The sequence below is a fragment of the Pelagibius sp. Alg239-R121 genome (assembly GCF_947331435.1).
Classification (GTDB): domain Bacteria; phylum Pseudomonadota; class Alphaproteobacteria; order Kiloniellales; family Kiloniellaceae; genus Denitrobaculum.
The window spans coordinates 66,951-92,396 of sequence record NZ_CAMZOF010000005.1 but is presented as its reverse complement, the minus strand read 5'-3'; the positions used below and the strand labels follow the sequence as shown (position 1 = coordinate 92,396).

The 25,446-nt window shown below is 59.0% G+C and carries 26 protein-coding genes and 1 tRNA gene; 16 read left to right on the top strand and 11 right to left on the bottom strand.

The window, feature by feature from the left end:
- Positions 1-388 precede the first annotated feature (388 nt).
- The 4 genes from nadA to QMZ18_RS16775 are packed head-to-tail and all read left to right on the top strand — an operon-like array spanning position 389 to position 4,321.
- Positions 389-1,402, top strand: a complete 1,014-nt coding sequence (nadA, locus tag QMZ18_RS16790; protein WP_282607480.1) for a quinolinate synthase NadA — start codon at positions 389-391, stop codon at positions 1,400-1,402.
- A gap of 7 nt (positions 1,403-1,409) precedes the next feature.
- A complete protein-coding gene (locus QMZ18_RS16785; protein WP_282607479.1) occupies positions 1,410-3,053 on the top strand; it encodes an L-aspartate oxidase in 1,644 nt (547 codons plus the stop codon).
- 39 nt (positions 3,054-3,092) lie between these two features.
- The gene (gene nadC / locus QMZ18_RS16780; protein ID WP_282607478.1) at positions 3,093-3,950 is read left to right on the top strand and encodes a carboxylating nicotinate-nucleotide diphosphorylase; all 858 of its coding nucleotides are present in this window, start codon (positions 3,093-3,095) and stop codon (positions 3,948-3,950) included.
- Positions 3,947-4,321 (top strand): hypothetical protein, encoded by a 375-nt coding sequence (locus tag QMZ18_RS16775; protein WP_282607477.1) that lies wholly within the window; start codon positions 3,947-3,949, stop codon positions 4,319-4,321. The genes nadC and QMZ18_RS16775 overlap by 4 nt, the downstream gene beginning before the upstream one ends.
- Before the next feature lie 116 nt (positions 4,322-4,437).
- Here the strand turns inward: QMZ18_RS16775 and QMZ18_RS16770 are convergent, their stop codons facing one another.
- Both QMZ18_RS16770 and QMZ18_RS16765 read right to left on the bottom strand, forming a co-directional pair.
- Positions 4,438-4,788 (bottom strand): hypothetical protein, encoded by a 351-nt coding sequence (locus tag QMZ18_RS16770; protein ID WP_282607476.1) that lies wholly within the window; start codon positions 4,786-4,788, stop codon positions 4,438-4,440.
- Positions 4,789-4,897: 109 nt separating this feature from the next.
- Positions 4,898-4,984, bottom strand: a tRNA-Leu gene (locus QMZ18_RS16765).
- Between the two features lie 622 nt (positions 4,985-5,606).
- On the opposite strand from QMZ18_RS16765, the gene QMZ18_RS16760 reads away from it, so the two are divergent.
- Positions 5,607-6,164 (top strand): cold-shock protein, encoded by a 558-nt coding sequence (locus QMZ18_RS16760; protein ID WP_282607475.1) that lies wholly within the window; start codon positions 5,607-5,609, stop codon positions 6,162-6,164.
- A gap of 330 nt (positions 6,165-6,494) precedes the next feature.
- On the opposite strand, the gene QMZ18_RS16755 is transcribed toward QMZ18_RS16760, so the two are convergent.
- On the bottom strand, positions 6,495-6,905 hold the full coding sequence (locus QMZ18_RS16755; RefSeq protein WP_282607474.1) for a nuclear transport factor 2 family protein: 411 nt from the start codon (positions 6,903-6,905) through the stop codon (positions 6,495-6,497).
- A 338-nt stretch (positions 6,906-7,243) separates the two neighbouring features.
- Positions 7,244-9,061, bottom strand: coding sequence for a radical SAM protein (locus QMZ18_RS16750; RefSeq protein WP_282607473.1), 1,818 nt, complete (start codon positions 9,059-9,061; stop codon positions 7,244-7,246).
- A gap of 415 nt (positions 9,062-9,476) precedes the next feature.
- Here QMZ18_RS16750 and QMZ18_RS16745 point away from each other — a divergent pair, with 415 nt between their 5' ends.
- The 3 genes from QMZ18_RS16745 (at position 9,477) to QMZ18_RS16735 (ending at position 11,389) form a co-directional block, all read left to right on the top strand.
- On the top strand, positions 9,477-10,058 hold the full coding sequence (locus tag QMZ18_RS16745) for a YqaA family protein (protein WP_282607472.1): 582 nt from the start codon (positions 9,477-9,479) through the stop codon (positions 10,056-10,058).
- A gap of 186 nt (positions 10,059-10,244) precedes the next feature.
- Complete coding sequence (locus QMZ18_RS16740) at positions 10,245-10,760, top strand: disulfide bond formation protein B (RefSeq protein WP_282607471.1); 516 nt, start codon at positions 10,245-10,247, stop codon at positions 10,758-10,760.
- A gap of 20 nt (positions 10,761-10,780) precedes the next feature.
- Positions 10,781-11,389 carry a demethoxyubiquinone hydroxylase family protein gene (locus QMZ18_RS16735; protein ID WP_282607470.1) on the top strand — a complete coding sequence of 203 codons (609 nt, stop codon included), beginning with the start codon at positions 10,781-10,783 and terminating at the stop codon, positions 11,387-11,389.
- A gap of 53 nt (positions 11,390-11,442) precedes the next feature.
- Here the strand turns inward: QMZ18_RS16735 and QMZ18_RS16730 are convergent, their stop codons facing one another.
- The 3 genes from QMZ18_RS16730 to QMZ18_RS16720 all read right to left on the bottom strand — a co-directional run bounded on the left by QMZ18_RS16730 (position 11,443) and on the right by QMZ18_RS16720 (position 13,814).
- A complete protein-coding gene (locus QMZ18_RS16730) occupies positions 11,443-12,003 on the bottom strand; it encodes an HNH endonuclease (protein WP_282607469.1) in 561 nt (186 codons plus the stop codon).
- Between the two features lie 264 nt (positions 12,004-12,267).
- Positions 12,268-12,951: an alpha/beta hydrolase gene (locus QMZ18_RS16725; RefSeq protein ID WP_282607468.1), complete on the bottom strand. Its 684-nt coding sequence runs from the start codon at positions 12,949-12,951 to the stop codon at positions 12,268-12,270.
- A gap of 146 nt (positions 12,952-13,097) precedes the next feature.
- A complete protein-coding gene (locus QMZ18_RS16720) occupies positions 13,098-13,814 on the bottom strand; it encodes a DNA-3-methyladenine glycosylase (protein WP_282607467.1) in 717 nt (238 codons plus the stop codon).
- Between the two features lie 70 nt (positions 13,815-13,884).
- On the opposite strand from QMZ18_RS16720, the gene gluQRS reads away from it, so the two are divergent.
- The gene (gluQRS, locus tag QMZ18_RS16715) at positions 13,885-14,730 is read left to right on the top strand and encodes a tRNA glutamyl-Q(34) synthetase GluQRS (protein WP_282607466.1); all 846 of its coding nucleotides are present in this window, start codon (positions 13,885-13,887) and stop codon (positions 14,728-14,730) included.
- A 61-nt stretch (positions 14,731-14,791) separates the two neighbouring features.
- On the opposite strand, the gene QMZ18_RS16710 is transcribed toward gluQRS, so the two are convergent.
- Both QMZ18_RS16710 and QMZ18_RS16705 read right to left on the bottom strand, forming a co-directional pair.
- Entirely contained in the window at positions 14,792-15,649 is an 858-nt protein-coding gene (locus tag QMZ18_RS16710; protein WP_282607465.1) for a DUF4743 domain-containing protein, read from the bottom strand.
- 68 nt (positions 15,650-15,717) lie between these two features.
- Positions 15,718-16,056, bottom strand: coding sequence for a hypothetical protein (locus QMZ18_RS16705; protein ID WP_282607464.1), 339 nt, complete (start codon positions 16,054-16,056; stop codon positions 15,718-15,720).
- Between the two features lie 300 nt (positions 16,057-16,356).
- Between QMZ18_RS16705 and QMZ18_RS16700 the strand changes: the two genes are divergently transcribed.
- Positions 16,357-16,944, top strand: a complete 588-nt coding sequence (locus QMZ18_RS16700) for a YceI family protein (RefSeq protein WP_282607463.1) — start codon at positions 16,357-16,359, stop codon at positions 16,942-16,944.
- Positions 16,945-16,961: 17 nt separating this feature from the next.
- Positions 16,962-17,501 carry a cytochrome b gene (locus tag QMZ18_RS16695; RefSeq protein WP_282607462.1) on the top strand — a complete coding sequence of 180 codons (540 nt, stop codon included), beginning with the start codon at positions 16,962-16,964 and terminating at the stop codon, positions 17,499-17,501.
- 308 nt (positions 17,502-17,809) lie between these two features.
- Here QMZ18_RS16695 and QMZ18_RS16690 read toward each other — a convergent pair whose 3' ends face one another.
- Together QMZ18_RS16690 and QMZ18_RS16685 are read right to left on the bottom strand one after the other, a co-directional pair.
- Positions 17,810-18,268 carry a YHS domain-containing (seleno)protein gene (locus tag QMZ18_RS16690; RefSeq protein ID WP_282607461.1) on the bottom strand — a complete coding sequence of 153 codons (459 nt, stop codon included), beginning with the start codon at positions 18,266-18,268 and terminating at the stop codon, positions 17,810-17,812.
- Positions 18,269-18,418: 150 nt separating this feature from the next.
- Positions 18,419-20,455 (bottom strand): protein meaA, encoded by a 2,037-nt coding sequence (locus QMZ18_RS16685; protein ID WP_322097236.1) that lies wholly within the window; start codon positions 20,453-20,455, stop codon positions 18,419-18,421.
- A gap of 526 nt (positions 20,456-20,981) precedes the next feature.
- On the opposite strand from QMZ18_RS16685, the gene ccrA reads away from it, so the two are divergent.
- The 5 genes from ccrA (at position 20,982) to QMZ18_RS16660 (ending at position 25,357) form a co-directional block, all read left to right on the top strand.
- Complete coding sequence (gene ccrA / locus QMZ18_RS16680) at positions 20,982-22,271, top strand: crotonyl-CoA carboxylase/reductase (RefSeq protein ID WP_282607459.1); 1,290 nt, start codon at positions 20,982-20,984, stop codon at positions 22,269-22,271.
- A complete protein-coding gene (locus QMZ18_RS16675) occupies positions 22,255-22,647 on the top strand; it encodes a RidA family protein (protein WP_282607458.1) in 393 nt (130 codons plus the stop codon). Before ccrA ends, QMZ18_RS16675 begins: the two co-directional genes overlap by 17 nt.
- An 81-nt stretch (positions 22,648-22,728) precedes the next feature.
- Positions 22,729-24,429, top strand: a complete 1,701-nt coding sequence (locus tag QMZ18_RS16670) for an acyl-CoA dehydrogenase family protein (protein WP_282607457.1) — start codon at positions 22,729-22,731, stop codon at positions 24,427-24,429.
- Positions 24,430-24,536: 107 nt separating this feature from the next.
- Positions 24,537-24,734, top strand: coding sequence for a twin transmembrane helix small protein (locus tag QMZ18_RS16665; RefSeq protein ID WP_282607456.1), 198 nt, complete (start codon positions 24,537-24,539; stop codon positions 24,732-24,734).
- Positions 24,735-24,793: 59 nt separating this feature from the next.
- Positions 24,794-25,357, top strand: coding sequence for a cob(I)yrinic acid a,c-diamide adenosyltransferase (locus QMZ18_RS16660; protein WP_282607455.1), 564 nt, complete (start codon positions 24,794-24,796; stop codon positions 25,355-25,357).
- The last annotated feature ends 89 nt before the right edge of the window (positions 25,358-25,446 follow it).

Sequence of the window (25,446 nt, the reverse complement as noted above, 5' to 3'; positions counted from 1 at the left end):
TCCCATGAAGGCCGCGGCGGAAACATCGCTGCGCGTCCGGTTCCTCCATGATATTTACCGCGTGAAGATCACCGGGTGAGGATTATCGGGTAACGCTCACCGCGTAACACCCACCAGTGAAATACGATGCCGGGTGTCCCCGATGCCTCATCTGCTGTCTGGCGACATTCACCCGGTGGCCAACGCATGGCTCCATTGAATGTCTCCTATCCCCTTGAGCGGCCCTTAACTGAGTAACGGCGACCTAGTGCCTGTCGACCGGCAAGTCATCCCCTCTGAACCCTCCGGCAGTTTTCTTTGAAACAGATTTTTCTTGATTATGCTCGTTTAGAGTATATATATTGCTCGAAATGAGCATAAATACTTTTAGAACCCTCGGAGAAGAATCATGACTACCGCCCTGTCCAGCCAGGCCACCGCAGCGACAGCCCCTGCGCCTCTCGACAGCGCCGCGCTTTACGAACGGGTCAAACGGGTCATCCCGCCCATGGAATGGCCGCAGCACGCCGGTCTGGTCGCCGACGTCCTGAAGCTGAAACGGGAGCGCAATGCGGTCGTACTCGCCCATAACTACCAGACCCCGGAAATCTACCACTGCGTCTCCGATATCGTTGGTGATTCCCTAGCGCTTGCGCGACGGGCGACGGAGAGCGATGCCGAGGTGATCGTGATGGCCGGGGTCCATTTCATGGCCGAGACGGTGAAGCTGCTCAATCCGGAAAAGACCGTGCTGATCCCCGATGCCAAAGCCGGTTGCTCGCTCGCCACGGCGATCACCGGCGCCGACGTGGAACGCCTGAGAACAGCGCACCCGGGCGTGCCCGTCGTGACCTACGTCAACACCACCGCCGAGGTAAAAGCCGCCGCCGACATCTGCTGCACTTCCGGCAACGCGGTGAAGATCGTCGAATCCCTGGGCTGCGACGAAGTGATCTTTATTCCGGATGAGTATCTGGCCAGCTACGTCGCCAGGCAGACCAAGGTGAAGGTGATCAGCTGGCACGGCCACTGCGAGGTGCACGAGCGCTTCACCGGCGAGGAGATCCAGCGCTACCGCGAGAACCTCGATGATGTGGTGATCGTCGCCCATCCCGAGTGCCCGCCGGACGTGCTCGATGCATCGGATTTCGTGGGCTCGACCGCGGAGATGATCAGCTACGTCAAGCGCGAGCAGCCGAAGCGCGTGGTCATGCTGACCGAATGTTCCATGAGCGATAACGTCGCCGCCGAAGTGCCCGAGGTGGAGTTCACCCGCCCCTGCAACCTCTGCCCCCACATGAAGCGCATCACCCTGGACAATATCCGCCAGGCACTGCTGACGCTTGAGCCGCGGGTCGAAGTACCCGAGGCCATCGCGGAGAAAGCGCGCGCCTCGGTCCAACGCATGCTGGCGGTGCGCTGACCTCCCGATGATAAAAGGTCCTCACATCACGCGCATCGAGACACCCGTCGTCATCGTCGGCTCAGGTGCCGCCGGCCTCGCCTGCGCGCTGGCATTGGCGCCCACGCCGGTCACGGTTCTGACCAAGACTCCACAGGCCGCCAGCGGCTCCAGTCCATTGGCCCAGGGCGGCATTGCCGCAGCATTAGGGGCCGGTGACTCGGCGGAGCGGCACGGCGAAGACACGCTGGCGGCCGGTGCCGGTCTGTCCGACCGAGACCGGGTTCGGCACCTAGTCTGGGAGGGAATTCCCGCGGTCAAGGATCTGATCGCCCGCGGCTTTCCCGCCGACCGCGACGCGAACCACCGCCTGAAGCTGGGCCGCGAAGCCGCCCACAGCCTGCCCCGGATCCTCCATGCCGACGGCGACAGCACCGGCCGAGCGCTCGTCGAAACTCTCCTGGCACAAGTTACATGCTGCCCTTCCATCACGATCGCGACTTCGGCCCTGGCCATCGACCTGCTGTGCGAGGACAGCCGGGTCACCGGGCTGCTCACCTATCAGAAGGACCAAGGTTGGATCCGTTACCGGACGCGTGCTGTGGTTCTGGCGAGTGGCGGCAGCGGCGCGCTCTGGCTGGAGACCACAAACGCAGCCGGCGCCACGGGCGACGGCCTCGCCCTGGCCTCCCGCGCCGGTGCCGAATTGAGCGACCTGGAGTTCATGCAGTTCCACCCCACGGCCTTGCTGCCTAAGGATCGGAACGGTGGCCAGCGGCTGGACCTGATGACCGAGGCCTTGCGCGGTGCCGGAGCCCGCCTGCTCGACGACGCGGGCGTGCCTTTCATGACGGCGGAACATCCGCTGGTCGATCTGGCTCCCCGCGATGTGGTCGCACGGGCAATCGGGCGGCGGCGATTGCAGGGGCAAAATATCACGCTCGATCTGCGGCCTGCGCTGGACTCGGCGGGCGAGAATGCTTTTCCGCAATGCCTCGCTCTCTGCCGCGCGGCGGGATACGAGCCAACCCGAACCCCGGTGCCGGTGGCCCCCGCCGCGCACTATCACATGGGCGGCATTCGCACGGATGCGGACGGCCGTAGCTCGGTCTCGGGCCTCTGGGCCTGTGGCGAGGCGGCGGCAACCGGTGTGCACGGCGCCAACCGTCTGGCCAGCAACTCCCTGCTCGAATCCCTGGTCTTCGCACGGCGGGTCGCGGCGGCCCTGCGTTCAGACGGCGAAGCCGTAGCCGAGCGTTCAGGCGGCGAAACCGTAGCCGAAGCGGCTGTTCCCGACATTCCTCTCCCGAAGATGCCAACAGGCCAGGTAAATAAGCTCGCCGACCTGACCCATCAAATCCGCAGCGCCATGTCGCGCCACGCCGGCCTCGTGCGCGATCCGCAGGGTTTGTCGAAAGCAGTGACAAAGCTGGGCAGACTCCAAACCGAATTCAATAGCCTGCAGTGTACAGTCAGCAACAGCAGGCAACCGGGTTTCGACGACCTGCAGCGGTGGAGTGAACTGCGTAACAGCCTGCTGGCCGCCCGTTTGATCCTGCAAACTGCCCTCCGCCGTGAGGAGAGCCGCGGCGCGCATTTTCGGGCCGACCTGCCCGCGCCCAATCCCGTCTGGGCCCATCATCAGATCCTGACCCTCACCGACTTGATCTGATCCAAATTGCCTCCCGTAACGAAACCGGAACCCAACCCGATGACCACGCCTCCTTTCACACCCATCTCGCCATTGCAATATGACGCCGTCATCGCGCGCGCCCTGGATGAAGACCTGGGTCTGGCGGGCGACATCACCACCAACGCCCTGATCCCCGCCGACGCCAAGATCGAGGCCTGGCTCGCCGCCCGGCAGTCCGGCCGGATCGCCGGCCTGCCCATCGCGCTGGAAGCCTTCCGTAAGCTCGACCCTGACGTCACGGTGCAGATCGCCCAGCCCGACGGCGCGGATGTGGAGCCGGGCTCGGTCATCGCTATCCTGCGCGGCCCGGCCCGTGCGATCCTGACCGGCGAGCGCACCGCGCTCAACATCCTGGCCCACCTCTCCGGCATCGCCACGGCAACCCGCGAAGCAGTCAAAGAGATCGACGGCACCGCCACCCGCATTGCCTGCACCCGCAAGACAACCCCCGGCCTGCGCGCCTTGGAAAAATACGCCGTGCGCGTCGGTGGCGGAACCAACCACCGCTTCGGCCTGTTCGATGCGGTCCTGATCAAGGACAACCACATCGCGGCAGCCTGTGGGCTGCGCCTGGCCATCGAGCGCGCCCGAACATCTCTGGGTCACATGGTGAAAATCGAAGTGGAGGTGGATAACCTGGCGCAGCTGCGCGAGGCGATGGAGATCGGCGTCGACGCCGTCCTGCTGGACAACATGAAGCCGGATACGCTTAAGGACGCCGTAAAGTTGGTCTCGGGCCGCGCCGTTACTGAGGCGTCCGGCGGCCTGCGCCCCGGCAAACTGCGAGGCTATGCAGAGGCCGGCGTCGACCTGCTGTCGCTGGGCTGGCTGACCCATAGCACAGCGTCATTGGATGTCGGGTTGGATATGGGGTGAACACGCTGACGCACCGTCTAGAGGAGGAGGCCGAACGCTGGTCTAGCCGCGACGTACTTCCTACCACGCTGATCGCCTCCGAACGCACCGGCCGCTCATACAGCGATCACGCTTTTGGGCACGTTTTCCGCGATGTCCGCACCTCGGCGGTAGAGGAACGGCCTGAAATGTCTGAGCTATGGTTCATGCGCCTGCGGCATACAGCCGTCGCGCGGTTGGGCGAAGCCGGCGTCAACGTCCCGCAGATCGCGTCCATTACCGGTCACACGCTAAAGACGTGCTATGACATCCTCGAGCGTGACAATGTGCGAACAGACAAAACGGCAGTCTCCGCCTTCCTACAATGGTTGGAATCGAAAGCGCACGACTGACACCCGGTATCGCTTGAAACCGTCAATTGCCATACACACATATTTTTTTATGGTTGATGGGCTCGTACTGGTCATGGATTTAATTGCACTCTTCGTCACCACGACAGGAACGGTGATTACCGTGAATCGTAACCAAGAAAAACAAGGCATTGCAGGTGTGCGTGTCGTTTACGGTAGAAAAAACTGAATTTTTTGTGCACTAAAATCCAGTAACGATCGACCGTGATCGCGCCACCCAGCCTCTGACAGAAGGCCTCCACCGCCGACTGAGCAACTTGATCACCCCAGGCGAAGCGAGAGAAATCGACCTCGACCGACAGGACCTTGCTACGATCTTCGATCCCGATCAGGTTCAAGAGCCACCTCGCATCCCCCTTCACTATCGCGGCACCGACAACGAAGACTGATCGCGCAACTAAAGAACGATCTACACCCACACTCATACGACTTGGCGCGGAACGTTCCACTTACAAAAGTCACTTAAACTCGAACGGTACTTCCGGATCGACCCGAAAACCATTCAAGTAATTCGTGTTAAGTTGTTTGCGGGGATTGCGCTAAACGCTTGAAACTAGATGGTGCCCCCGGCCTGACTCGAACAGGCACGCCCGTGAAGGCAACAGATTTTGAGTCTGCCGCGTCTACCAATTCCGCCACGGGGGCTTATGCGGCGGCATGATAGTCATGGAGGCGAGCTTGGCAATAGGGCAATGCGGTGCTTGGAAGAAATATTGTGCCGGGGGTGTAAGCGGGAATCTTCGCTGACATGGATTTAAGGCGGTCACGGCCTGCGGAGCGCAGAGACCATCGCGTCGCGGTCTCACGTTGGATGCTCGGTCAGCGGGAGGGCGATTGGACTCAGATTGGACTCTTGGTTGAGTCGCGGCATGGGCCCGGCGGAATGCGCGATCGGGAGACAATGGACTCGCCAATCGAGACCCGGTCATTGGCAATTGGTCTCACAGGCGTGGTGCGAATTTCAGTAGCTCTCTCACCACAAGTTGAGGTACAACTTAGTTAAAGGCTGTGGATTGTTGTGCAACATTTTCGGTATTTCAGTGACTTAGCCAGAGAAACCTCAGGGGATAGCCCTGGGAACAGGGAAGAGTTTTCTGATATGCCGGTTGGACGGCGCCATGGATATAATTTGAGGCAGTGCGGTCGTTACTTGATTGATAGAATACAGAAACCTCCAAAGGGACCCTGACGACGGATACAGGCCGTGGATCGGGAGCCGGATGGGGGTGCGAGTAATAGAGCGCCCATATTGGAGCTGTGTAGTAGAATGAACACCCATCGCAATTCTGATCGGATGGACACGACCCACCGAGAAGTCACTGCAGTGGTGAAGTGGTTTAATCCGACAAAGGGCTTTGGCTTCGTTCAGCTTAGCGATGGTTCTCCGGATGCGTTTCTTCACATTTCGGCCGTAGAGCGCGCCGGCCATCGCGATCTTCCTGACGGCACGACCCTGGTCTGTGATCTTTCCGCAGGTCAGAAAGGTCCGCAGGTCGCGCACATTCATCACATCGAATCCATGCCCGATGCACCGCCGCGCAGCAGCGGTGGCGGCGGTTATGGCGGCGGCGGCGGTTACGGCGGCGGTGGTGGCGGCTTTGAAGATACCGGAAACGACGAAGTGGTCGAAGGTTCCGTGAAGTTCTTCAATTCCGAAAAAGGCTTCGGCTTTGTCGCACCGGACAACGGCGGTAAAGACGTCTTCGTGTCGGCACGGACCTTGGAACGTGCGGGCGTGATGAGCCTGGAACCCGAAGCCCGGGTCCGGATGACGACGCGCATGGGGCAAAAAGGCCCGATGGCGTCCAGCGTCGAACTGCTTTAAGCGCCTTTCGCCTCTCAGGAGGCGGCCTAAAAGTGATTTAGGTGGCGTTACGGGGATCCATCCCCGGTCTTCTTCAGTCTCCAGGTAGGAGTGTTTGTTTTCGTGCCAAGATTCGGCGCGGTGCCACAGGAATGACCTGAAGAACCAAGCGCGTTGGGCTAGTCATGCCGGTGCTGTGCGCACAAAAAAACACTTAATCTATCTTGGCGTCTCCGGACGCCTTTTTTATTGCCCGCAGGTTTGAATGCCGCTCCTGGCCAATCGCCACGGGAACGCCTGCAGGCTGATCACCGGTCTATTGCTGCAGAAGCAGATTGCGTAACGGGTCTGTCACTGTAAGGGGCCAGCCTCAGGCTCTTCGTCAAGCGAGAGCGGCGAGACATTGCAGGGCCCGGCCTGATGATGAACCATCCGCCATTCACCCATCTCGCGGGCAAACACGTTGGTGGCGACCAGCACGCTGTCGCCAACCTTTTCGTAACAGACCACGAAGGCGGAATCCCGGCTGCAGACAAAGGCCTGCGCCCCGTGGCAGGAGACATCCGGCGCATCGGGGTTGGTCAGGATTGCCTTCCAGGAATCCAGCACCTCCTCGCGACCCGCAATGGCGGGCCAGCCGGGGTGCGCACAGGCAACTGGGAGCCGGTCAGCCCAGAGCCGCGCCATCATGGTGAGATCACGCTGCCGAAACACATGATAAAAGCTCTCGTTCAAGAACAGGACTTCGGCTTCGGCGTTCATGTTCCATCTCCCAGGCGAAAGACCAAGGTCCCTAACGATGGGCGAAAAGCCCGGTCATCACCGGAAGATCGCCGGGAAACAGCATAACAAAAAAACCGCTCCAGGTGGCTCAACCTTCTCACAGGCATTCGATCTTTTCGTCTGGAACTCGCTACGACGGGCCTGAAGACAAATCCTGGAGCTGTCGCCTCCTAACACCAAGGAGCGCTGGTAAAGTCGAATGGAAGCTCCGAAATGATGCCGGAACACAGCACACAACAGCTGTGACGGCGGCAATGGCTTCGTGCGCAAACCTTGAGCCGCCGCATAGGGATGCCGATCAAGCCGGCAGTTTCAAGTCAGACTGCCGCCACCTGCTTCTCCGACTTTTTCTTCGCCTCATGCTTGGCTTTCGCCTCGGCCTGATGGCGGGCCTTGGCCACGGCGGCGCGCGCGGAATCGTTCAACTCGAACATCTCCAAATGTTCTTCTGCAGCCTCGGCTTCCTCCACCGGTGTCAAGGCGACGTCCGTATAGGATTTGGAGGCGGGGTCGTTCTGGATCCGTTTGCGCATGCGGTTGATGCGCAGAACATAAAGCGCGAGCGCTGAATATTTGATCACGGTCTCGAGCAGGTATTTCGGATAGAAGGTCAGCGGGTTTTCCAGCGGCAGGGTTGAGCGCCGTTGGCGTCTAACCTTGCGCCGGACGTAGCCGCATTGCTGCGGATGCACCCGCTCGTAGCGCATGGCACTGCTGAGCTGGAGCGCATTGATCATCACCGCATGAGGTTTGATGCCACTCGCCACGGCGCGGCGCATCATGCGTTCGATATGCTCTTCGGTGTAATATAGGTCCCAGGCTTCGCGGTAGATCGAATCCCACTCCTCCGGCGACATCAGAGGATGCGCGGTAGTTACGTGCTCCAGGTCGTACTTGTTCATATCAGGGTCCATCCAGACGCCCATGTCGGTCAGGACCTTGTGATCCTCGGAACCCGGCAGCGGGGTCAGGTTGGTAAAGCCCAGGAGGTCGACCGGCAATTCCTTCTGAATGATCTCGATATCGCGGCGGATCGTCTCCGGCGTATCGACCGGGAATCCGAGGATATAGCCTGCGTAACTGATAATCCCGTGCGCCCGCCACTTCTGCAGCATGGTGCGGTATTCGGTGATGCGGTTCTGGCCCTTTTTTGCGATTTCCAGATTGGCCGGATTGATGTTCTCCAGTCCGATGAAAACCCGTTTGCAGCCCGCGCGCTCGGCCTTTTCGATGAAGTTCTTGGTCTTATGGGCCAGAACATCAACCTGAATGATGAAACGGATGGGGATCCCCTCGTTCTCCCGCAACTCGATCATGCGGTCGAAGATGGCTTCCCAGTTGCGGTTGCGCGCAAAGTTGTCATCGCTGATGAAATAACGCGTGATGCCCTGGGCGTAGTTCACGCGAATGATCTTTTCGATATCATCTGCCGAGCGATAGCGCGATACCCGTCCTTGCACATTGATGATAGTGCAGAAACTGCATTGGAAAGGACAGCCACGCCCGGCGTCAAAGCTTGCGTTGGAGCCGTCGTATTTATGCACGAACTGGTCGGGGAGGAAGGGCGTAAGCTGGTCCTGCAGCGACGGCAAAGTGCTCATATAGTTATAGATCGGCTTCAGCTTGCCCTGGTCGGCGTCAGTCAAAACCTCGGCGAAGTGCTCCTCCGCCTCGCCGGCGAATATCGAGATACCGAGATCGATGGCTTCCTGTATGTCGGCGGGGAGTTCCTTCAACATAGAGAGGCAGCCGCTGACATGAAATCCGCCGATCGCGACCTGAATGCCCTCTTTGCGAAGCTGGCGGGCCATATCCATAGCGCGCGGGAACTGGTTGGATTGCACACCCACCATACAGACCAGGCCACGGTTGCCGTTGGCCTTCATCCGCCGCGCCATCTTCTTGATGGGGATGACCGTGTTGACCTCATCATAAGGGTTGACGACGATTTCGGTGTCGTCGCCGAGCGCCCCGTCTTCGGACATGGCCTGACCGATGGCATAGAGGCATGCGAGGGAATTGGAGGGGATCCAGGCCTTGAACCACTGGATCACATAACCATCGTCGTCATAGTGTGACGGCTTGATCAGTTCGAGGTAAAACTTCTTCCGGTTATCTGCAGCGGCTGCCTGCATATCGTCCCCCAACGACTGCTCAGGCGTAACACCTTTCGACTTAGGCTGGCCTGACGGTGAAAATCACACAAACAAAGGCTTTTCCTGCTTCGGGTATACAGGAATCCGCGACTCTGGTCTAGAAATCAAACCTCTATCGGATGTTGCCGCCCCTGAGACTTGGAAGTAGCCGCCAGTGGGTTGCTGCGATTGCTTCACCCAATCTTAAAGACGGTGGGCTATTTACGGCGTCTCGGCGAGGAATCCGGGGGATGGAACCGCATTGGTTGCCCGCAGGCTGTGCAACTGCTAAACGGGGCCAACTGCTGAACCGGCCCAACTGCTAAACCGGTAAGACAGCCGCGGCACGTGATGCCGTTTCGAATTTGAGGATCAATTCCGGTCTGTCGGCGACCGGCCAGGGGGACTTCCAAGAGTGCTGCGACGGCTTTATGACTGGACCATGGACCTGGCCGCGCATCGCCATGCCCTGCTGGCATTGGGCGCCGTGTCCTTTATCGAATCTTCGGTTTTTCCGATCCCGCCCGACGTTCTCATTATCCCCATGGTGCTCGCAGCCCGCGACCGGGCTTGGCTGATTGCCCTGATCGCGACCGTGACCTCGGTATTTGGCGGTCTCGCAGGTTATGCCATCGGGGCATTCCTTTTCGATACTGTGGGGCAGTCGATCCTGGAATTCTACGGCAAGGAAGACGCCTACATCCGATTCCAGTCTCTTTACAGCGAATGGGGCGCCTGGATCGTGGCGGCGGCTGGCTTCACGCCGATCCCCTATAAGGTCTTCACCATTGCCAGTGGCGCACTCAGCCTCGATCCGGCGGTGTTCACCTTTGCCTCGGCCCTGTCGCGCGGAGCCCGCTTTTTCATGCTGGCCGCGCTTCTTTGGTACTTCGGGCCGCCGATCAAAAATTTCATCGACCGGCATCTTCCGATCTTGGCGACGCTGTTCTTCATCAGTTTGTTCGCCGGATTTATCGCGATCCGCTATCTCTTTTAGCTCAAGCTGGCTTCATTCCAGCTGCAACCCGCCGCCCGCTACCTTTTGAAGCAGGCGGTCAAGAAGGCTGGGCAATTGAACGACTTAGCGCTATATCTGACCTGTTGATCCTAACGTCTGATTGGTTTTCACTAAGCCAGCGAAAAACGTGAATCAGCCGCGATTAATCACAGTGCCGGAGTCCGAATGTCCGTCCTTGCCGAGCAAGACCCGCTGTTCAAAAACCCAAGGCTGATCCCTGCCGCCATTGTGTTGGTCTGCCTTGCCGCGCTTGGAAGCGCCTTCGCATCGGAAATCTGGGGCGGCCTTGACCCCTGTGTTCTGTGCATATATCAGCGCTACGCCTACGGCGCAGCCATGATTTTCGGCATTGGCGCATTCGTCGTCGCCGACCGGCCGAAGCTCAGGCGGATGGAGATTCTGCTGGCCGCCCTGGCATTCCTGGCTGGTGCCGGCATCGCAATGTTCCATGTCGGGGTCGAGCAGCAATGGTGGCAGGGGACGGAATCCTGCTACGCGCCGGCCGTCGACTTCAACGCCTCGATCGACGACCTGCGTCAGCAGCTCCTGGCCAAGAAACCAGCGACCTGCGATCAGGTCGCCTGGTCCCTGGGCGGCATTTCCATTGCCGGCTATAATGTGATCGCATCTCTTATCTTTGCTGCCGGCTGCCTGTGGGCTGGCCGCCGCGCCGGCACTTAGTAAAACCGGGAAAGAGACCGATGAAAGATCAGGAACACGCGAACGATCTGGCGAATGCCTCCCCCGATAGGGATGCGACACCAAAGCGGCTGCGCCGCCTGCCCGGCGACCTGACCCGGAAAGACGAACTGGCGCGGATGATCCGCGTGGATCAGGCAGGCGAATATGGGGCACGCCGGATCTACGAGGGTCAGCTGGCGGTGATGGGCCGGAACCATCCCAACAGCGAAACCGTCAGGCACATGCACCAGCAGGAGCTCCGGCATTTGGAGACCTTCGACCGGCTGGTGAGCGAACGCCGTGTGCGCCCGACAGCTCTACAGCCTGTCTGGCACATCGCGGGCTTCGCCCTGGGGGCTGCGACAGCCATGATGGGTGACAAGGCAGCCATGGCCTGTACGGTGGCCGTCGAAGAAGTGATCGACGAACACTACGCCAAACAGTCAGAACGCCTTGACGATGACGAGGCGGATCTTCGCGATACCATTGAAGAGTTTCAGGCCGAAGAGCTCGAACACCGAGACACGGCATTGGAACACGGCGCGGAACAGGCGCCCGGTTACGAAGCCCTGAGCGCAGCCGTCAAAACCGGCTCCCGGCTCGCCATCTGGCTGTCGGAACGGCTCTGAAAACGCACAGTGAAAGAAGGTGGGCCCTGCAATAGCGGCCTGAGCGTTCTTTATTAGGATTCCAGTTCCGAATCCCAGTAAAGAAAGTCGTTCCAGCTCTCATGGAGATAGTTGGGCGGAAAGGCCCGGCCGTTCTGTTGGAGCTCGTAGGTGGTCGGCGCTTCGACCGGCCGCAACAGTTTCATACCGCAATTCCCCAGCAACTGGTTGCCTTTGGCGAGATTGCAGTCCTGACAGGCTGTGACCACATTGTCCCAGGTCGTGCGGCCACCTCGGGAACGGGGAATCACGTGATCGAAGGTTAAATCCTCGGACGGCAGATGGTCGCCGCAGTATTGGCAGAGAAATCCATCACGCAGAAAGACATTAAATCGAGTAAAGGCAGGCCTCCGGTCGAGATGGACGTATTCCTTGAGGGAAATCACGCTTGGAAGCTTCATCTCGAAGCTGGGAGAACGAACCGTATGTTCGTATTCCGAGATGATGTTTACGCGTCCCAGGAATGCGGCCTTTACCGAATCCTGCCATGACCAAAGAGACAAGGGAAAATAACTCAACGGGCGGAAGTCCGCATTGAGCACCAATGCCGGAAAAGCATTAGCCGTACTACCCACGCTGTGCACCTCCTTCTGTATTACTACATAGTGTGCTTTCGCGTTTTTTCGCCGGATATCCAGCGACGCTCTAGTTCTTGATAGCTGACCTAGGAAGGATACACAACATATTGTGGCTAAAGGGTGAAAATCTTCACCGACATGACATACGGCGGTCAGCCTGACCCTAGATTTCTCTCGCCAATAAAAGCCCCGAGCCCTTTGACTTCTATGAAGAAAGGCTGTTTCACGCCTGTCGCTGTTTCAAGAGAAAACAGTCAGATTCTATGCATTATCGCCGGGAAGAAGGCTTCCAAGGCTCTCCATCAGAAAGCCTATCCCCATACGCAGACCGTTTTCGTCAATCCCGTGGGCAAGCCCGGGAACCATCTGGGAGTAGACTGTCACATTCTGGGCCAATAGAGCTGTCTCGGCGGCAGCAAGCGCCTGCGGCGGCACGACATCATCATCCTCACCGTGAACCAGCAGGACTGGTGGGCGACTCTTCAGTTCATCGTCCAGAAAACCCGGCGCGATCAATGCGCCCGAATAACCGATCACCGCCGCACAGGCATTGGGACGCCGCAGTGCAACATGCAGCGCCATCATGGTGCCTTGAGAGAATCCGAGCAGAACCAATTTATCGTCAGCCAGGCCGTGTGCCTTTAATTCATCGTCGATGAAGGCGTCGAGCACGGGTGCCGCCGCGCGCACGCCGGCCAGAATTACCTCTGGATCGCGGTCCTTAAGGCTAAACCATTGATGCCCCATGGGTGCCATATCACAGGGATCCGGCGCATTGGGGGCGACGAAGGCTGCGTTCGGAAAGGTCTGTGCCAGAAGTGGCGTTAGGCCGAAGAGGTCGTTTCCATCGGCGCCGAGACCGTGCAGCATGACGATCAGGTGTTCGGCCTCATTGCCCGACGCAGGTGTCGCACGCGGTCCATCAAGTTTGTTCGCAACTGCCATAATGGCGGAATCCTTCGATAATCCAGCATCCGTCATAGCCGATTCGTAGCGCGTCGTCACCTTTAACGAAATTCGGCGCGATCTTGGCACGCCACAGGAATGCCCGAGAAGCAATGCCGAGTGGGAGCTTATGCCGTCGTCCGGTTCTAGAATCCGCCCTCGGGAACGCCGGGATGCCGATAGAGGTGCCAGAGGAAACGAGCCGCTGCACTGCGGTAGGGCCGCCAAGCGTCAGCCAGCGCGATCATGGTTTCGCCGACCGGACGCTCGGGCAATCCCTTGAGCTTCTGTGCTGCCACCTGCACCGCAAGATCGCCCGCCGGCCAGACATCGGGACGTTGCAAAGCAAAGAGAAGATAAACTTCAGCCGTCCAACGGCCGATCCCTTTGGCCTGAATCAGCGCCTCGATTGCGGTCTCGTCCTCGAGATCTGCAATCCCGGTCAGATCAATCCGCCCGGATAGAATATCCTCGGCCAACGCTCGCCCGTATCTCTGCTTCGGACGGCTCAGCCCGATCTTCTTTTGCGTTTCATCATCCAGAGCCAGAAACCCCTCTGCCGTAACAGGCCGCAATTCCCTATCGAGCCGGCTGATGATAGCGCCGGCCGCCTGGGCCGAGACCTGCTGGGCAGCCATGATCCGGATCAGTCCGGCAAAGCCCGGTTCATGCCGACGCATCGGCGGCAGGCCGCAGGCCTCGTAGGCAACCGCAATATCGCTGTCCCGCTCGGCCAAAGCCTCCAACGCCGGTCGGAGGGATTCGTCGCCGGAAACTGCGTTCACCGAGCCTGGCAGCTGTTCATTCGAAGGCGTAGAAGACCGTCTTTTGGGCGTGGCGGATGAAGGTGTTGCGCTGTTCATCGCTGGACATTATCGGAGATCTGCCGGAAAGTCCGCCAACTCTTGAAACCAGGTCCCGAAACAGCCAGCAATGTCGGCAGCTCCCGTCACCACCCGCTTTGCCCCCTCGCCGAGCGGACATCTGCATCTCGGCCATGCCTTTTCAGCATTGTTCTCGGAACGAGCCGCGCGGCAACAGGGCGGAGCATTTCTGCTTCGTATCGAGGATATCGACACGACCCGCTGTCGCCCAAAGTTTGCGCAAGACATGATCGAAGACCTGGAATGGCTCGGCCTCACATGGGACGGCGCCCCCTTGTATCAGTCGTCGCGAAACAGAGACTACGCGCAAGCTCTCGAGCGCCTCACCGACCTGAACGTCCTCTACCCCTGCTTTTGCACGCGGGCTGACATTAAGGCAGAGATCGCCGAATCTGCCGCCGCACCCCACGGTCCCGACGGACCGCTTTATCCGGGTTTATGCCGCGGACTGTCAGATAACGAACGAGAAGCGCGCCGCGCCAGGGGCGTTCCCCATGCGCTCCGTCTCGACGTTGGACGCGCGATGGCAATCGCGGGGCCACTGAAATGGTTCGATCAGGGTAAAGGAGAGATTGTCGCGCAGCCCGAGATCTTTGGCGATGTGGTACTGGCGCGAAAGGACATCGCCACCAGCTATCATTTGGCCGTAACACTGGACGACGCCTTTCAACAAATTACGCTCGTGACCCGCGGTGAAGACCTCTTTGCCGCCACCCATGTCCATCGATTGTTGCAGGCGTTGCTCGAACTGCCGGTGCCGCAGTGGCATCATCACGCCCTTCTTGAGGACGATAGCGGACGCCGACTCGCCAAACGGCACGCGGCGCTTTCACTGCGGCAGCTGCGAACGGACGGAAAAAGCCCTGAAGAATTGCGGAGAATGGCCGGCTGTTAGAACTTGGCCGTTTTTTCATGAACATGATCAAGAACGGCCGCACTCCAGCATCTGACCGCTATCAGCCCACGCCACCTCTGCGCAAGCCTTCGACAATGTGCATGTAGTCCGGATCATCCGGGCCGAGATAACCATGCCTCAGCAGGAAGTCTATGATCACCAGATTGACGTTGAACTTGAAGTCCTCGGTCTCGCGAATACGCTCGATCACCTGGTCCAACGGCCAGAGATAGAAATCGTCGACTTCACCGTCCGTATTACGCGGAACAAAGTCAGCCGGCAGATCGAGATCGTAGCAGAACGCCACGTCGTCGCGCAGCCCGTCGGTCCATTCGCAAAGATAGGAGACCAGTCCGGCAGGCTTGGCCTGCTCGGCGAGAAGCCGTGGAATATCGGCCTCCTCGGCGCATTCCTTGATCAGATTCTCCCTGATGGTCAGGCCATGAGGCTGCCCGCCGGCCACGATATGATCGAGTTTGCCCGGCGCCGAGGGTTTATTCATGGCTCGAAGGCCAATCCACATGAAAGGCTGCCCGTCACGCTGCGTGACACCATTGACGTGAACACCAAAGCTGCGAATGCCAAAGGGGGCCGCCGCGCATCTATCGATGGTCATGACAGGTGTGTCGCCCCAGCGCCGCAGCAAGGGATAGTTCTCGCCGCGCCACTCGGGCAGATCACCGCTCTCGACCAAACGCAGCACGGCCTCTCCGACCGCTTCGCTGCGGCTGTCGAACCCATCCAGGCGGGACGAAAGACTTACCTGTGCGGCACCGACGTCGAAGATGCCGGGAAAGTCCGCAAGCCGCGCCGCGAGACCGCCGGTGATATAGCCGAAGGACGTGCCTTCAATGACAAACGGGCGATAGTCAGAGGGATTCCAGCGATGGCAGGCTCTGATCCGGTCAAGCAAGCTCACGCGTCGTTATCCTTTCAAACGATCCGGTCACGCATGCGGTTCCCGGACCCTGTTCACTCTGACGGTGATTACTCTGCCGCAAAGGCCCGCTTCTCCGATGTCAGAACGGTCTCGACGCCGTAAACCTGCCGCAGGCAGCGGGCAACATAGTCGGCCGTCTTACTATCGAGTCCCCCTACCTGAAGATCGATCGAGAGGTCACGGTTGGCGGGTCCGGTCACGTCGCTGTGCCAACGGTTGGGCACCAGATTACGTTTGGCAAAGAGTTCCAACACCCGGGGCATGACACCAGGTTCGGCAACGGCATGGATGGAAAAACAATGGACGGCTTTACCGGTGGCCAGATTGGCACTTCCGGCTGGAACGGCAAAACTGTCAGGTGCGGAAAATAAAGGCTGTGCAGACATCACAGTCATCCTCAAAAACGGTTGTGTCGCAAAAATCGAAAGGTCCCGGTCGCCCACTTGGCGCCGGGTCGCTAATTCGAATTGCGAAACCACTGAGGTACTGTGTTGTCATAACTTCTAACACTAGCCGCAGGCTGACCAGGGGGTCAAGTCGTGTAAATCGGCAGTCAGGGACCATATTTCGAAAACAGAAGGAATTGACCCCAAACGGGTGTTTGTTCACAGAGCTGTTACTTGCCCGTATTTCGATCTTAGGCACTGTTCACATTGTGTTTTTAGACCAACTCAAAGGAAGCTGCGATGAAATATCAGCCGCTCAAAACCCTTACAGGGATTGCGCTTGCCGCCACTTTTTTAACGACTGCTGCTGTATCCGCGAATGCTGCAGAATTTAAGGTCGATCCCTCACACTCGTTCATCGAGTTCAAGACCAAGCATCTTGGTTACAGCTGGCTGCCCGGCCGCTTCAATACTATTGAAGGGACGATGACCTACGACCCTGCCGCCGGACCCTCCAGTCAGAAGATCAACCTGACCATCGACACCGCCAGCATCGACACCAATCACGCCGAACGCGACAAGCACCTGCGCAGTGCCGACTTCTTTGACGTGGAAAAATATCCGACGGCGACCTTTGCCAGCACGGGCTATGACGGCGACGCAAACGGCGGCACTCTCACGGGCGATCTCACCCTGCACGGCGTCACCAAGTCGATCTCCTTCGAGATCCAGAAGATCGGTGAAGGCGACGACCCCTGGGGCGGTTATCGCGCCGGTTTCTCGGGTAGCTACACGCTCGTACGCAAGGATTTCGAAATGGGTTACAACCTCGGTCCGGCTGCCGAGGAGGTCGAACTCGATCTGCTAATTGAGGCAATCCGCCAGTAAAAGGGCTTATTTCCCAAATGCTGAGCAATACAGCCAATGGCTATGGGCTGGTGAGCAAACTGCTTCACTGGCTCATAGCCTGTTGTATTATCGGCTTGATCGGCCTGGGCTGGTGGATGGTGGGTCTCAGCTACTACGACACCTGGTATCACCGCGGTCTCGAACTGCACCGGGCGATCGGCATTGTCGTGCTGCTCATGGCAACTGTCTTCGTCGTTTGGAAAATACTCTCCCCTTCACCGGGTCTTCAAAATGAACTGAAGCCCTGGGAAAAACTGGGTGCGCGAGTCGCGCACATTCTCCTGCTGGCCGCGATGTTCGTCATTCCGCTGTCGGGCTATGTGATATCGACATCCTCCGAAAGCGGATTTACCTTCTTCGATCTCTTCGAAATTCCTGCCATTCTACCGAAGTCGGAATCTTCCAGAGATCTCGCCATCGCCGTCCACTACTACATCGCCTACGGACTTGTGGCGGTGGTCGCCGTTCATGCCGGCGCCGCGATCAAGCATCAGCTCATCGACAAGCATGGCACCTTACGGCGCATGCTCTTTTGAGAGGGCGCCGCGGGTAGATTCGATCCGGCGAGAACTTTCAGAAGCCGATAGAACGGCAATTCGACCCATTCAGGCCGGAAAAACACTTTCCACCCAGAGAAACAATCGCGCGTGAAGTCGCCGCATCGTTTCCAGAATGTCATTTTAATGTCACAGGGCTCCATCGGCCTGCGCAAGTGCCGCGCGCCCAAACCATGAGACCAGGCGCTCCAGCGCCCTCGCTTGCGAACCAGGCGGGACTTACAGTTCGAGTAGAGTCTTCAGGACGACAAATCGACCTGTGGGATCCCCCCTAACAAGGATCGCCCCTAGTCCAGCACCTTCGGCCAGTTGCTATCGCCCTTGACGATATTACCGGCAACATCGGTCTCCCACCGGCGTTGAACGCTGTGGCTGTAGTTTAGATACAGTTTGCCGTCGACGATCCGCCAGGCGGTTGGATCGGTTGAAGCCGTATACCCCTGAGAGACCGCCCAGGCACAATAACCGCCGTACTGCGGCGCGAAGGCTTCAGGGTCTTGCATGAAGATCTCCTGGTTCGCTGAACTGGCAAAGCGCCAGGTCACCCCGTTCCACTCGAACTCGTGATCCGAACTGCCCTCGACAGGCTTTCCCTCATTGAAATAGGCCACGGGATCGTAACCGCTAACGGCGAGCGAGCTGAAGGTGGTGGTATAGACAGGATCCTTCGCAGCGGCAGGCGTCGAAAGCTGCGGCAGTGCCGCGGCGAAGACTAGAGCTGCAAGGGCGACAAGACGGACCATCATGGCAAAACACTCCTCGAAACACGATGAACGGCGGTTTGCGTTTAACCAATACATCGCCTTCTCGTTCTTGGCGAAATCATATCTGCTCAAACAAATGTGACCGATCCGGAGCCTCCGATACAAACAGGCTCGGGCCTGGTACTGATCCGATTACGCCGCTTCCTGTGTCGTGCGCTCAACAATGTCCAGGATGTCCGAGAGGATAGCTGTCAGATCAAAATCCTTCGGCGTATAGACAGCCGCAACCCCTGCCGCTTTCAAAGTCGCCTCGTCTTCCGGCGGAATAATTCCTCCTGCCACGACCGGCACGTCGATCAAGCCGGAGGCGGTCATGCCCTTCATAACGTCACTCACCAGCGGGACATGCGAACCGGACAGGATTGAAAGGCCGACAACGTGGACGCCTTCCTCCAGCGCCGCGTTCACGATCTGGGCTGGCGTCAGTCTGATCCCCTCATAGACCACCTCAAAACCGGCATCCCTAGCGCGGACAGCGATTTGCTCCGCCCCGTTGGAGTGCCCGTCGAGGCCAGGCTTACCGACAAGCATCTTGATACGTCGGCCAAGACGTTCGGACAGGCCGGCCACACGGCTACGCAGAGACTCCAGACTGTCGCCCCCCTGGACCGCCACGGCCCGGCCGACACCCGTGGGCGCGCGGTATTCCCCGTAAACCTCGCGCAGCGCCGCCGCCCATTCACCGGTGGTGACGCCGGCATGGGCACAGGCAATGGAGGGCTCCATGACGTTGCCCTCCGCGCCTGCAGCCTGTTTCAGGGCAGCAAGGCTGTGCTCCACCGCCGAAGCGTCGCGGGCCGTGCGCCATTCCTGAAGACGGGCAATCTGCCCCGCTTCGGCATCACTGTCGCTGACCATATAACCGCCGTCGCCGCCCTCGGTCAGGGGCGAAGGTTCGGATTCCGTGTAGCGATTGACACCAATGACGGCCTGTTCCCCGCTTTCGATTGCGTTGAAACGGGCCGTGGCACTTTCGACCAGGCGCTCCTTCATGTAGGAGCTGTCCACTGCCGCAACGGCACCCCCCAACTCTTCGATGCGCTCAAGCTCCTCGCGAGCCTCCGCCATCAATGCCTCAACCTTCGCCTCAACCACGGTCGATCCGTTAAAGAGGTCGTCATACTCCAGCAGGTCGGTCTCGAAAGCGACGATCTGCTGTAAACGAAGCGACCACTGCTGATCCCACGGCCGCGGCAAACCAAGCGCTTCGTTCCAGGCAGGAAGCTGCACTGCCCGGGCGCGGGCGTCTTTAGAAAGCACCACAGCAAGCATTTCGATCAGAATGCGATAGACGTTGTTTTCCGGCTGCTGCTCGGTCAGGCCCAGGGAATTAACCTGCACGCCGTACCGGAAACGCCGGTATTTTTCTTCCTCAACGCCATAGCGCGTCCGGCAAATCTCGTCCCAGAGGCGTGTAAACGCGCGCATTTTGCAGAGTTCGGTGACAAAACGAACGCCGGCATTGACGAAAAAGCTGATCCGGCCAACGACCTTTGCAAAGTCCTCCGATGGTACCTGACCGGAAGCCTTTACCTCATCCAGTACCGCGATCGCGGTGGCCAGGGCGAAAGCCAGTTCCTGAACCGGTGTCGCACCGGCTTCCTGAAGGTGATAAGAGCAGACGTTCATCGGATTCCAGCGCGGCGATTCCCGGTAGGTGTAGGCGATCACGTCGGTGATCAGCTTCATGGAGGGCTTGGGTGGAAAGATATAGGTCCCGCGGGAAAGATATTCCTTGATCAGATCGTTCTGCGTGGTGCCTGACAGATCGGCCCGGGCCACACCCTGGGTTTCGGCACAAGCCGTATAGAGCGCCAGCAGCCAGGGCGCCGTCGCATTGATGGTCATAGAGGTGTTCATGCGGTCCAGCGGAATCTCCGCGAACAGGGTCTGCATGTCCCCCAGATGCGAGACCGGGACACCAACCTTGCCGACTTCGCCACGGGCCAGTTCATGATCCGAGTCGTACCCGGTTTGCGTCGGCAGATCGAAGGCGATCGAGAGACCGGTCTGTCCGCGCGCAAGATTCTTCCGGTACAGCGCGTTCGAAGCGGCTGCCGTGGAGTGCCCGGCATAGGTCCGGAACAGCCACGGCCGATCGCGCTGGCCTTGGGCAGGTATTTCGGACGGAGAGGCAGGCGGGGTCTTTGCTGCATCTGCTTCCTGCATGTGATCTGGTCGTTTCTCACTCATGCTTTCTACTCCAACCGCATCATCATCATTCTATTTTTACATAGTTAACGACAGAAAATTTCATTAATCATCGATAAATCGCAAAATTAAAATATTTTGTGCATTGCAAAAGATCCAAACTGGCGATAAATGTCAAGGCAATCCGGTGGCCGGTGAAGAGATTTTGTGGCAAGATACAGCCTACTCTTTCTGCGCCGCCGCAATAGAAGACCAAGGCAACTCCAACTTTGACTCTACTATAACAGGGCCAAAGCAACGGGAAACCAAGGGTAGATTAAGGTGAATGCCGAAACCGCGGGGTTTCTGATTTTCAGAATTCACGGTGATCGGAAACGACGAGGTAGATAACGCGATACCGGATTAACCCGGTCCAAACGACAGAGCGGTAGAGTTCGCTCGGCAAAACGATCGAAGGATCCCTTCGATGACTGTGGCCAGAGTTGAACCCGATGAACCCGCAAAGGATGGACGCGGAGGATCCGGACCACTTGGGAGAGAGGTCATGACCGACAGCGCTGAAGTGATGCAAGTTAAGCCCGGGCACGGACAAGAGAAGAAAGATCTCTACGAGATCGGCGAAATCCCCCCGCTCGGTCATGTGCCGAAACAGATGTACGCCTGGACGATCCGGCGCGAACGCCAAGGCAAGCCGGAACAAGCCATGCAGGTCGAGGCCGTTGACGTCCCCGAGCTCGACAGCCATGAAGTCTTGATCATGGTGATGGCCGCCGGCGTGAACTACAACGGCGTTTGGGCGGGCCTCGGCATTCCGGTCTCGGTCTTCGACGTCCACAAAGCCGACTATCATATCGCCGGGTCCGACGCGTCCGGCATCGTTTGGGCCGTCGGTTCCAAGGTGACACGCTGGAAAGTCGGCGACGAAGTCGTGGTGCATTGCAATCAGGACGACGGCGACGACGAGGAGTGCAACGGCGGCGACCCGATGTTTTCAACTTCCCAGCGGATCTGGGGTTATGAGACCCCGGATGGCTCCTTCGCACAGTTCTGTGCGGTTCAGTCACAGCAGGTTATGGCCCGTCCCAAGCATCTGACCTGGGAAGAAAGCGGCTGCTACGTGCTGACGCTGGCCACTGCCTACCGCATGCTCTTCGGCCACCGCCCGCATATCCTGCGGCCCGGCCACAATGTTCTGGTCTGGGGCGCCTCCGGCGGCCTCGGCTCCATGGCAATCCAGTTGATCGCAGCGGCCGGTGCCAACGCCATCGGCGTGATTTCCGACGAGAGCAAACGCGATTTCGTGCTTTCACTCGGCGCGCGCGGCGTGATCAACCGGAAGGACTTCGATTGCTGGGGCCGGCTGCCGGAAGTCGGCGATCAGGCCGCCTACAGCGCCTATATGAAGGAATGCCGCAAGTTCGGTAAGGCGATCTGGGAAATCACCGGCAAGGGTAACGACGTCGATTTCGTGTTCGAGCACCCCGGCGAGCAGACCTTCCCGGTCAGCTGTTTCGTGGTCAAACGCGGCGGCATGGTGGTGTTCTGTGCTGGTACCACGGGCTACAACATCACCTTTGACGCCCGCTTCGTCTGGATGCGCCAGAAGCGTATTCAAGGCAGCCACTTCGCCAATTTGAAGCAGTCCTCCCAGTCGAACAAGCTGATGATCGAACGGCGGATTGACCCCTGCATGTCGGAGGTCTTTTCCTGGCACGACATTCCGCGGGCGCACACCAAGATGATGAATAACCAGCACAAGCCCGGCAACATGGCGGTTCTGGTTCAGGCCAAACGCCCGGGCGCACGGACCCTGGAAGATGCCGTCGAAGACTAAGATCGAAACCTTCAGACTCGCATCGTTGCCGGAGGAAGTTCCCTTCGCGTCGGCGGTGCGGGTCAAGGATACGGTTTACGTTTCCGGCCAGATCGGCCATCGGCCAGGCGAAATGCGGCTGGTCGATGGCGGGTTCGAAGCGGAAGCGACGCAAGCGATGGACTATATGCGCGAGTCGCTGGAGATCGCGGGCAGCTCTCTCGAGCGGGTCATCAAATGCACCGTATACTTCGCCGACATTAAGGATTTTCGGAGCTTCAGCGCAATCTACCGGCGTTACTTTCCGAACCACCTGCCGGCTCGCTCAGGGATGGAAGTTCAAGGGCTGGCCCTTGGCGCGCAAATAGAAATCGAATGCATCGCACTGGTTGAATGATCGTCGGTGCATCAGATGATCACGGCACCACGGTCGCTGGACAGCCTGTGATCTGATGAGATCAGAAGAAGGACAAGTTTCATGCCCCAGACGGCCGCCAAGGATTGGACCACGACGGACAGCGTTTTTCTTCCGGACCTCATAGCGCTCTGCAGCGATGCACTGACATCTGCCGAAACCCTTCGGGATCAGGCGCGTGCCTCCGTATCCACCCTGGTTATGGGCGGCAACGGAAAACCGGATCCGGCCTTGCTGGAGCGCGAGCAGTTTGCGGTTCACGGATTTGCCTGGCTTTGCACCTACACCGCCGCTCTACGCGAAATGCTGAGCTGGGCCCAGCGGCTCGAGAACGCCGGCACCTTGCGCGATCTTGAAAAGCTGATGCTACAGGCCGCATTCGGCGAGTACCTCAGCCAGATACGTGGTGGAATCGCCCTGAGCCAGGTGGAGATTCTGCGCTTAGCCGACTTAGGCCTCCCGCCCCAGGCGGAAGAAACCTTCGACAATGCGAGCGTACGGAAGCTCATTTCGGGTGGCAATACTTCCGCTGTCCGGCAGCAGCTTGCCGAATTGATGAGCGAAGGCAGTGCGAATGGCGATCTCGGCAATCCTGCGCTCGACGACGAAACCCTGGATATGATCCGCGACCAGTTTCATAAGTTCGCCGACGATCACATGGATGCCGCGCACGAGTGGCATTTGAAGGATGAGCTGATCCCGCTGTCAGTGGTCAACCAACTCGCGGAGCTTGGTGTTTTCGGCCTGACCGTGCCCGAGGAGTTCGGCGGACTGGGTCTTGGTAAACTTTCAATGTGCGTTGTCACCGAAGAGCTGTCGCGCGGCTATATCGGCCTCGGCTCTCTCGGCACGCGTTCGGAAATTGCCGCCGAGCTGATCCGCCTTGGCGGCACGGAAGAACAGAAAACGAAGTGGCTCCCCGCGATCGCCTCAGGCGAGATTCTGCCCACGGCCGTCTTTACCGAGCCTAATACGGGCTCCGATCTGGGATCCCTGCGGACCCGGGCCGTGCGTGACGGCGAGATCTATCGCATCAAGGGAAACAAGACCTGGATCACCCATGCCGCACGCAGCGACATCATGACCCTGCTCGCGCGGACCAATCCGGAAGAGGCCGGTTACAAGGGCCTCTCCATGTTCATTGCCGAGAAACCACGCGGTGACGAGGCCGATCCCTTCCCGGCCCCCGGCATGACCGGCGGCGAGATCAAGGTCTTGGGTTACCGGGGCATGAAGGAATACGAGCTCGGCTTCGACGATTTCGAAGTCAAGGCGGAGAACCTGCTTGGCGGCGACGAGGGCGAAGGTTTCAAACAGCTGATGGCAACCTTCGAATCCGCCCGTATCCAGACTGCGGCGCGGGCCGTCGGTGTCGCACAGTGCGCGTTGGAACTGGGCATGACTTACGCAAAGGACAGGGTCCAGTTCGGAAAAGCGATCTATGGCTTCCCGCGTGTCTCCGGCAAGCTGGCCTGGATGACGGTCGAAACAATGATCGCCCGGCAGTTGACCTATGCCTCGGCGCGGGAAAAGGATTCTGACCGGCGCTGCGACATCGAGGCCGGGATGGCGAAACTGCTGGCAGCACGGGTGGCCTGGTCGAATGCGGACAACGCACTACAAATCCATGGCGGCAACGGCTACGCCGAAGAGTACAAGATCAGCCGCGTGCTCTGCGACGCGCGGATCCTCAACATCTTCGAAGGTGCGGCGGAAATTCAGGCACAGGTGATCGCACGCGGCCTTCTGGCCGGCCGAAATTAGAGGATAGCGGCCCCTAATAACGATACAGACTAACTGAGCAACTTTGTCGCGGGAGATCTTGTCAGGACAGACTGGCCGGGACAGACGGCGCGGGATATATCTTGTCCATGACGACTCTCTTCAACATTTTGATGGTGCTGGCACTGCTTGCGGTTCTCGGTGCCCTGGGCGGCGGTCTCTACTCCATGGCGCGGGGCGGCGACTACAACAAGAAAAACGCCAACAAGTTCATGCGGTGGCGGGTCATTCTGCAGGGTGTCGCGCTCATTATCCTCGCGGTGGGGCTTTACGTTACCCGAGGCTAACATCGCACAACCGACAAAAACCTAGTCGATAAGGAAATCGGCGGCAGGAGGAGTCTTCGGTGGTTCAACTGACACGCATCTACACCAAGGGCGGTGATAAAGGGAAAACCTCTCTCAGCAGTGGATCCCGGGTTCATAAGCACGACCCGCGCGTGGCCGCCTACGGCACCGTGGATGAGACCAACGCCACGGTCGGCCTGGTCCGCCTGCATAGCGATGGCGATGTCGATCAGATACTGTCACGGGTTCAGAACGATCTTTTCGATCTGGGGGCGGATCTGGCGACACCGGAGGTCGAAAACCCCGAATATCCGCCACTGCGCATTACGGCAGAGCAGGTCGAACGCCTGGAACAGGAGATCGACCGGATCAACGCTAACCTGGCGCCGCTGAAGTCGTTTATTCTGCCCGGCGGCTCACCTGCCGCAGCACACCTGCATCTGGCCCGCACCGTGTCGCGCAGGGCCGAACGCGAAATCACCGCGCTCGCGGAAAACGACAGCATCAACCCTGAGGCGATTCGCTACATCAACCGCCTGTCGGACCTGCTTTTTGTGCTCTGCCGCCATGTCAACGACGACGGTGCCAAAGATATTCTCTGGGTCCCGGGCGCGAATCGATAACAAAGGGTCGCAAATCCGGCAAAATTTGCACTGCAGAGAGCCTTCGTGAACCCGCGGAAACACTAGGTCAGAACTGATGTTTTCAGGTC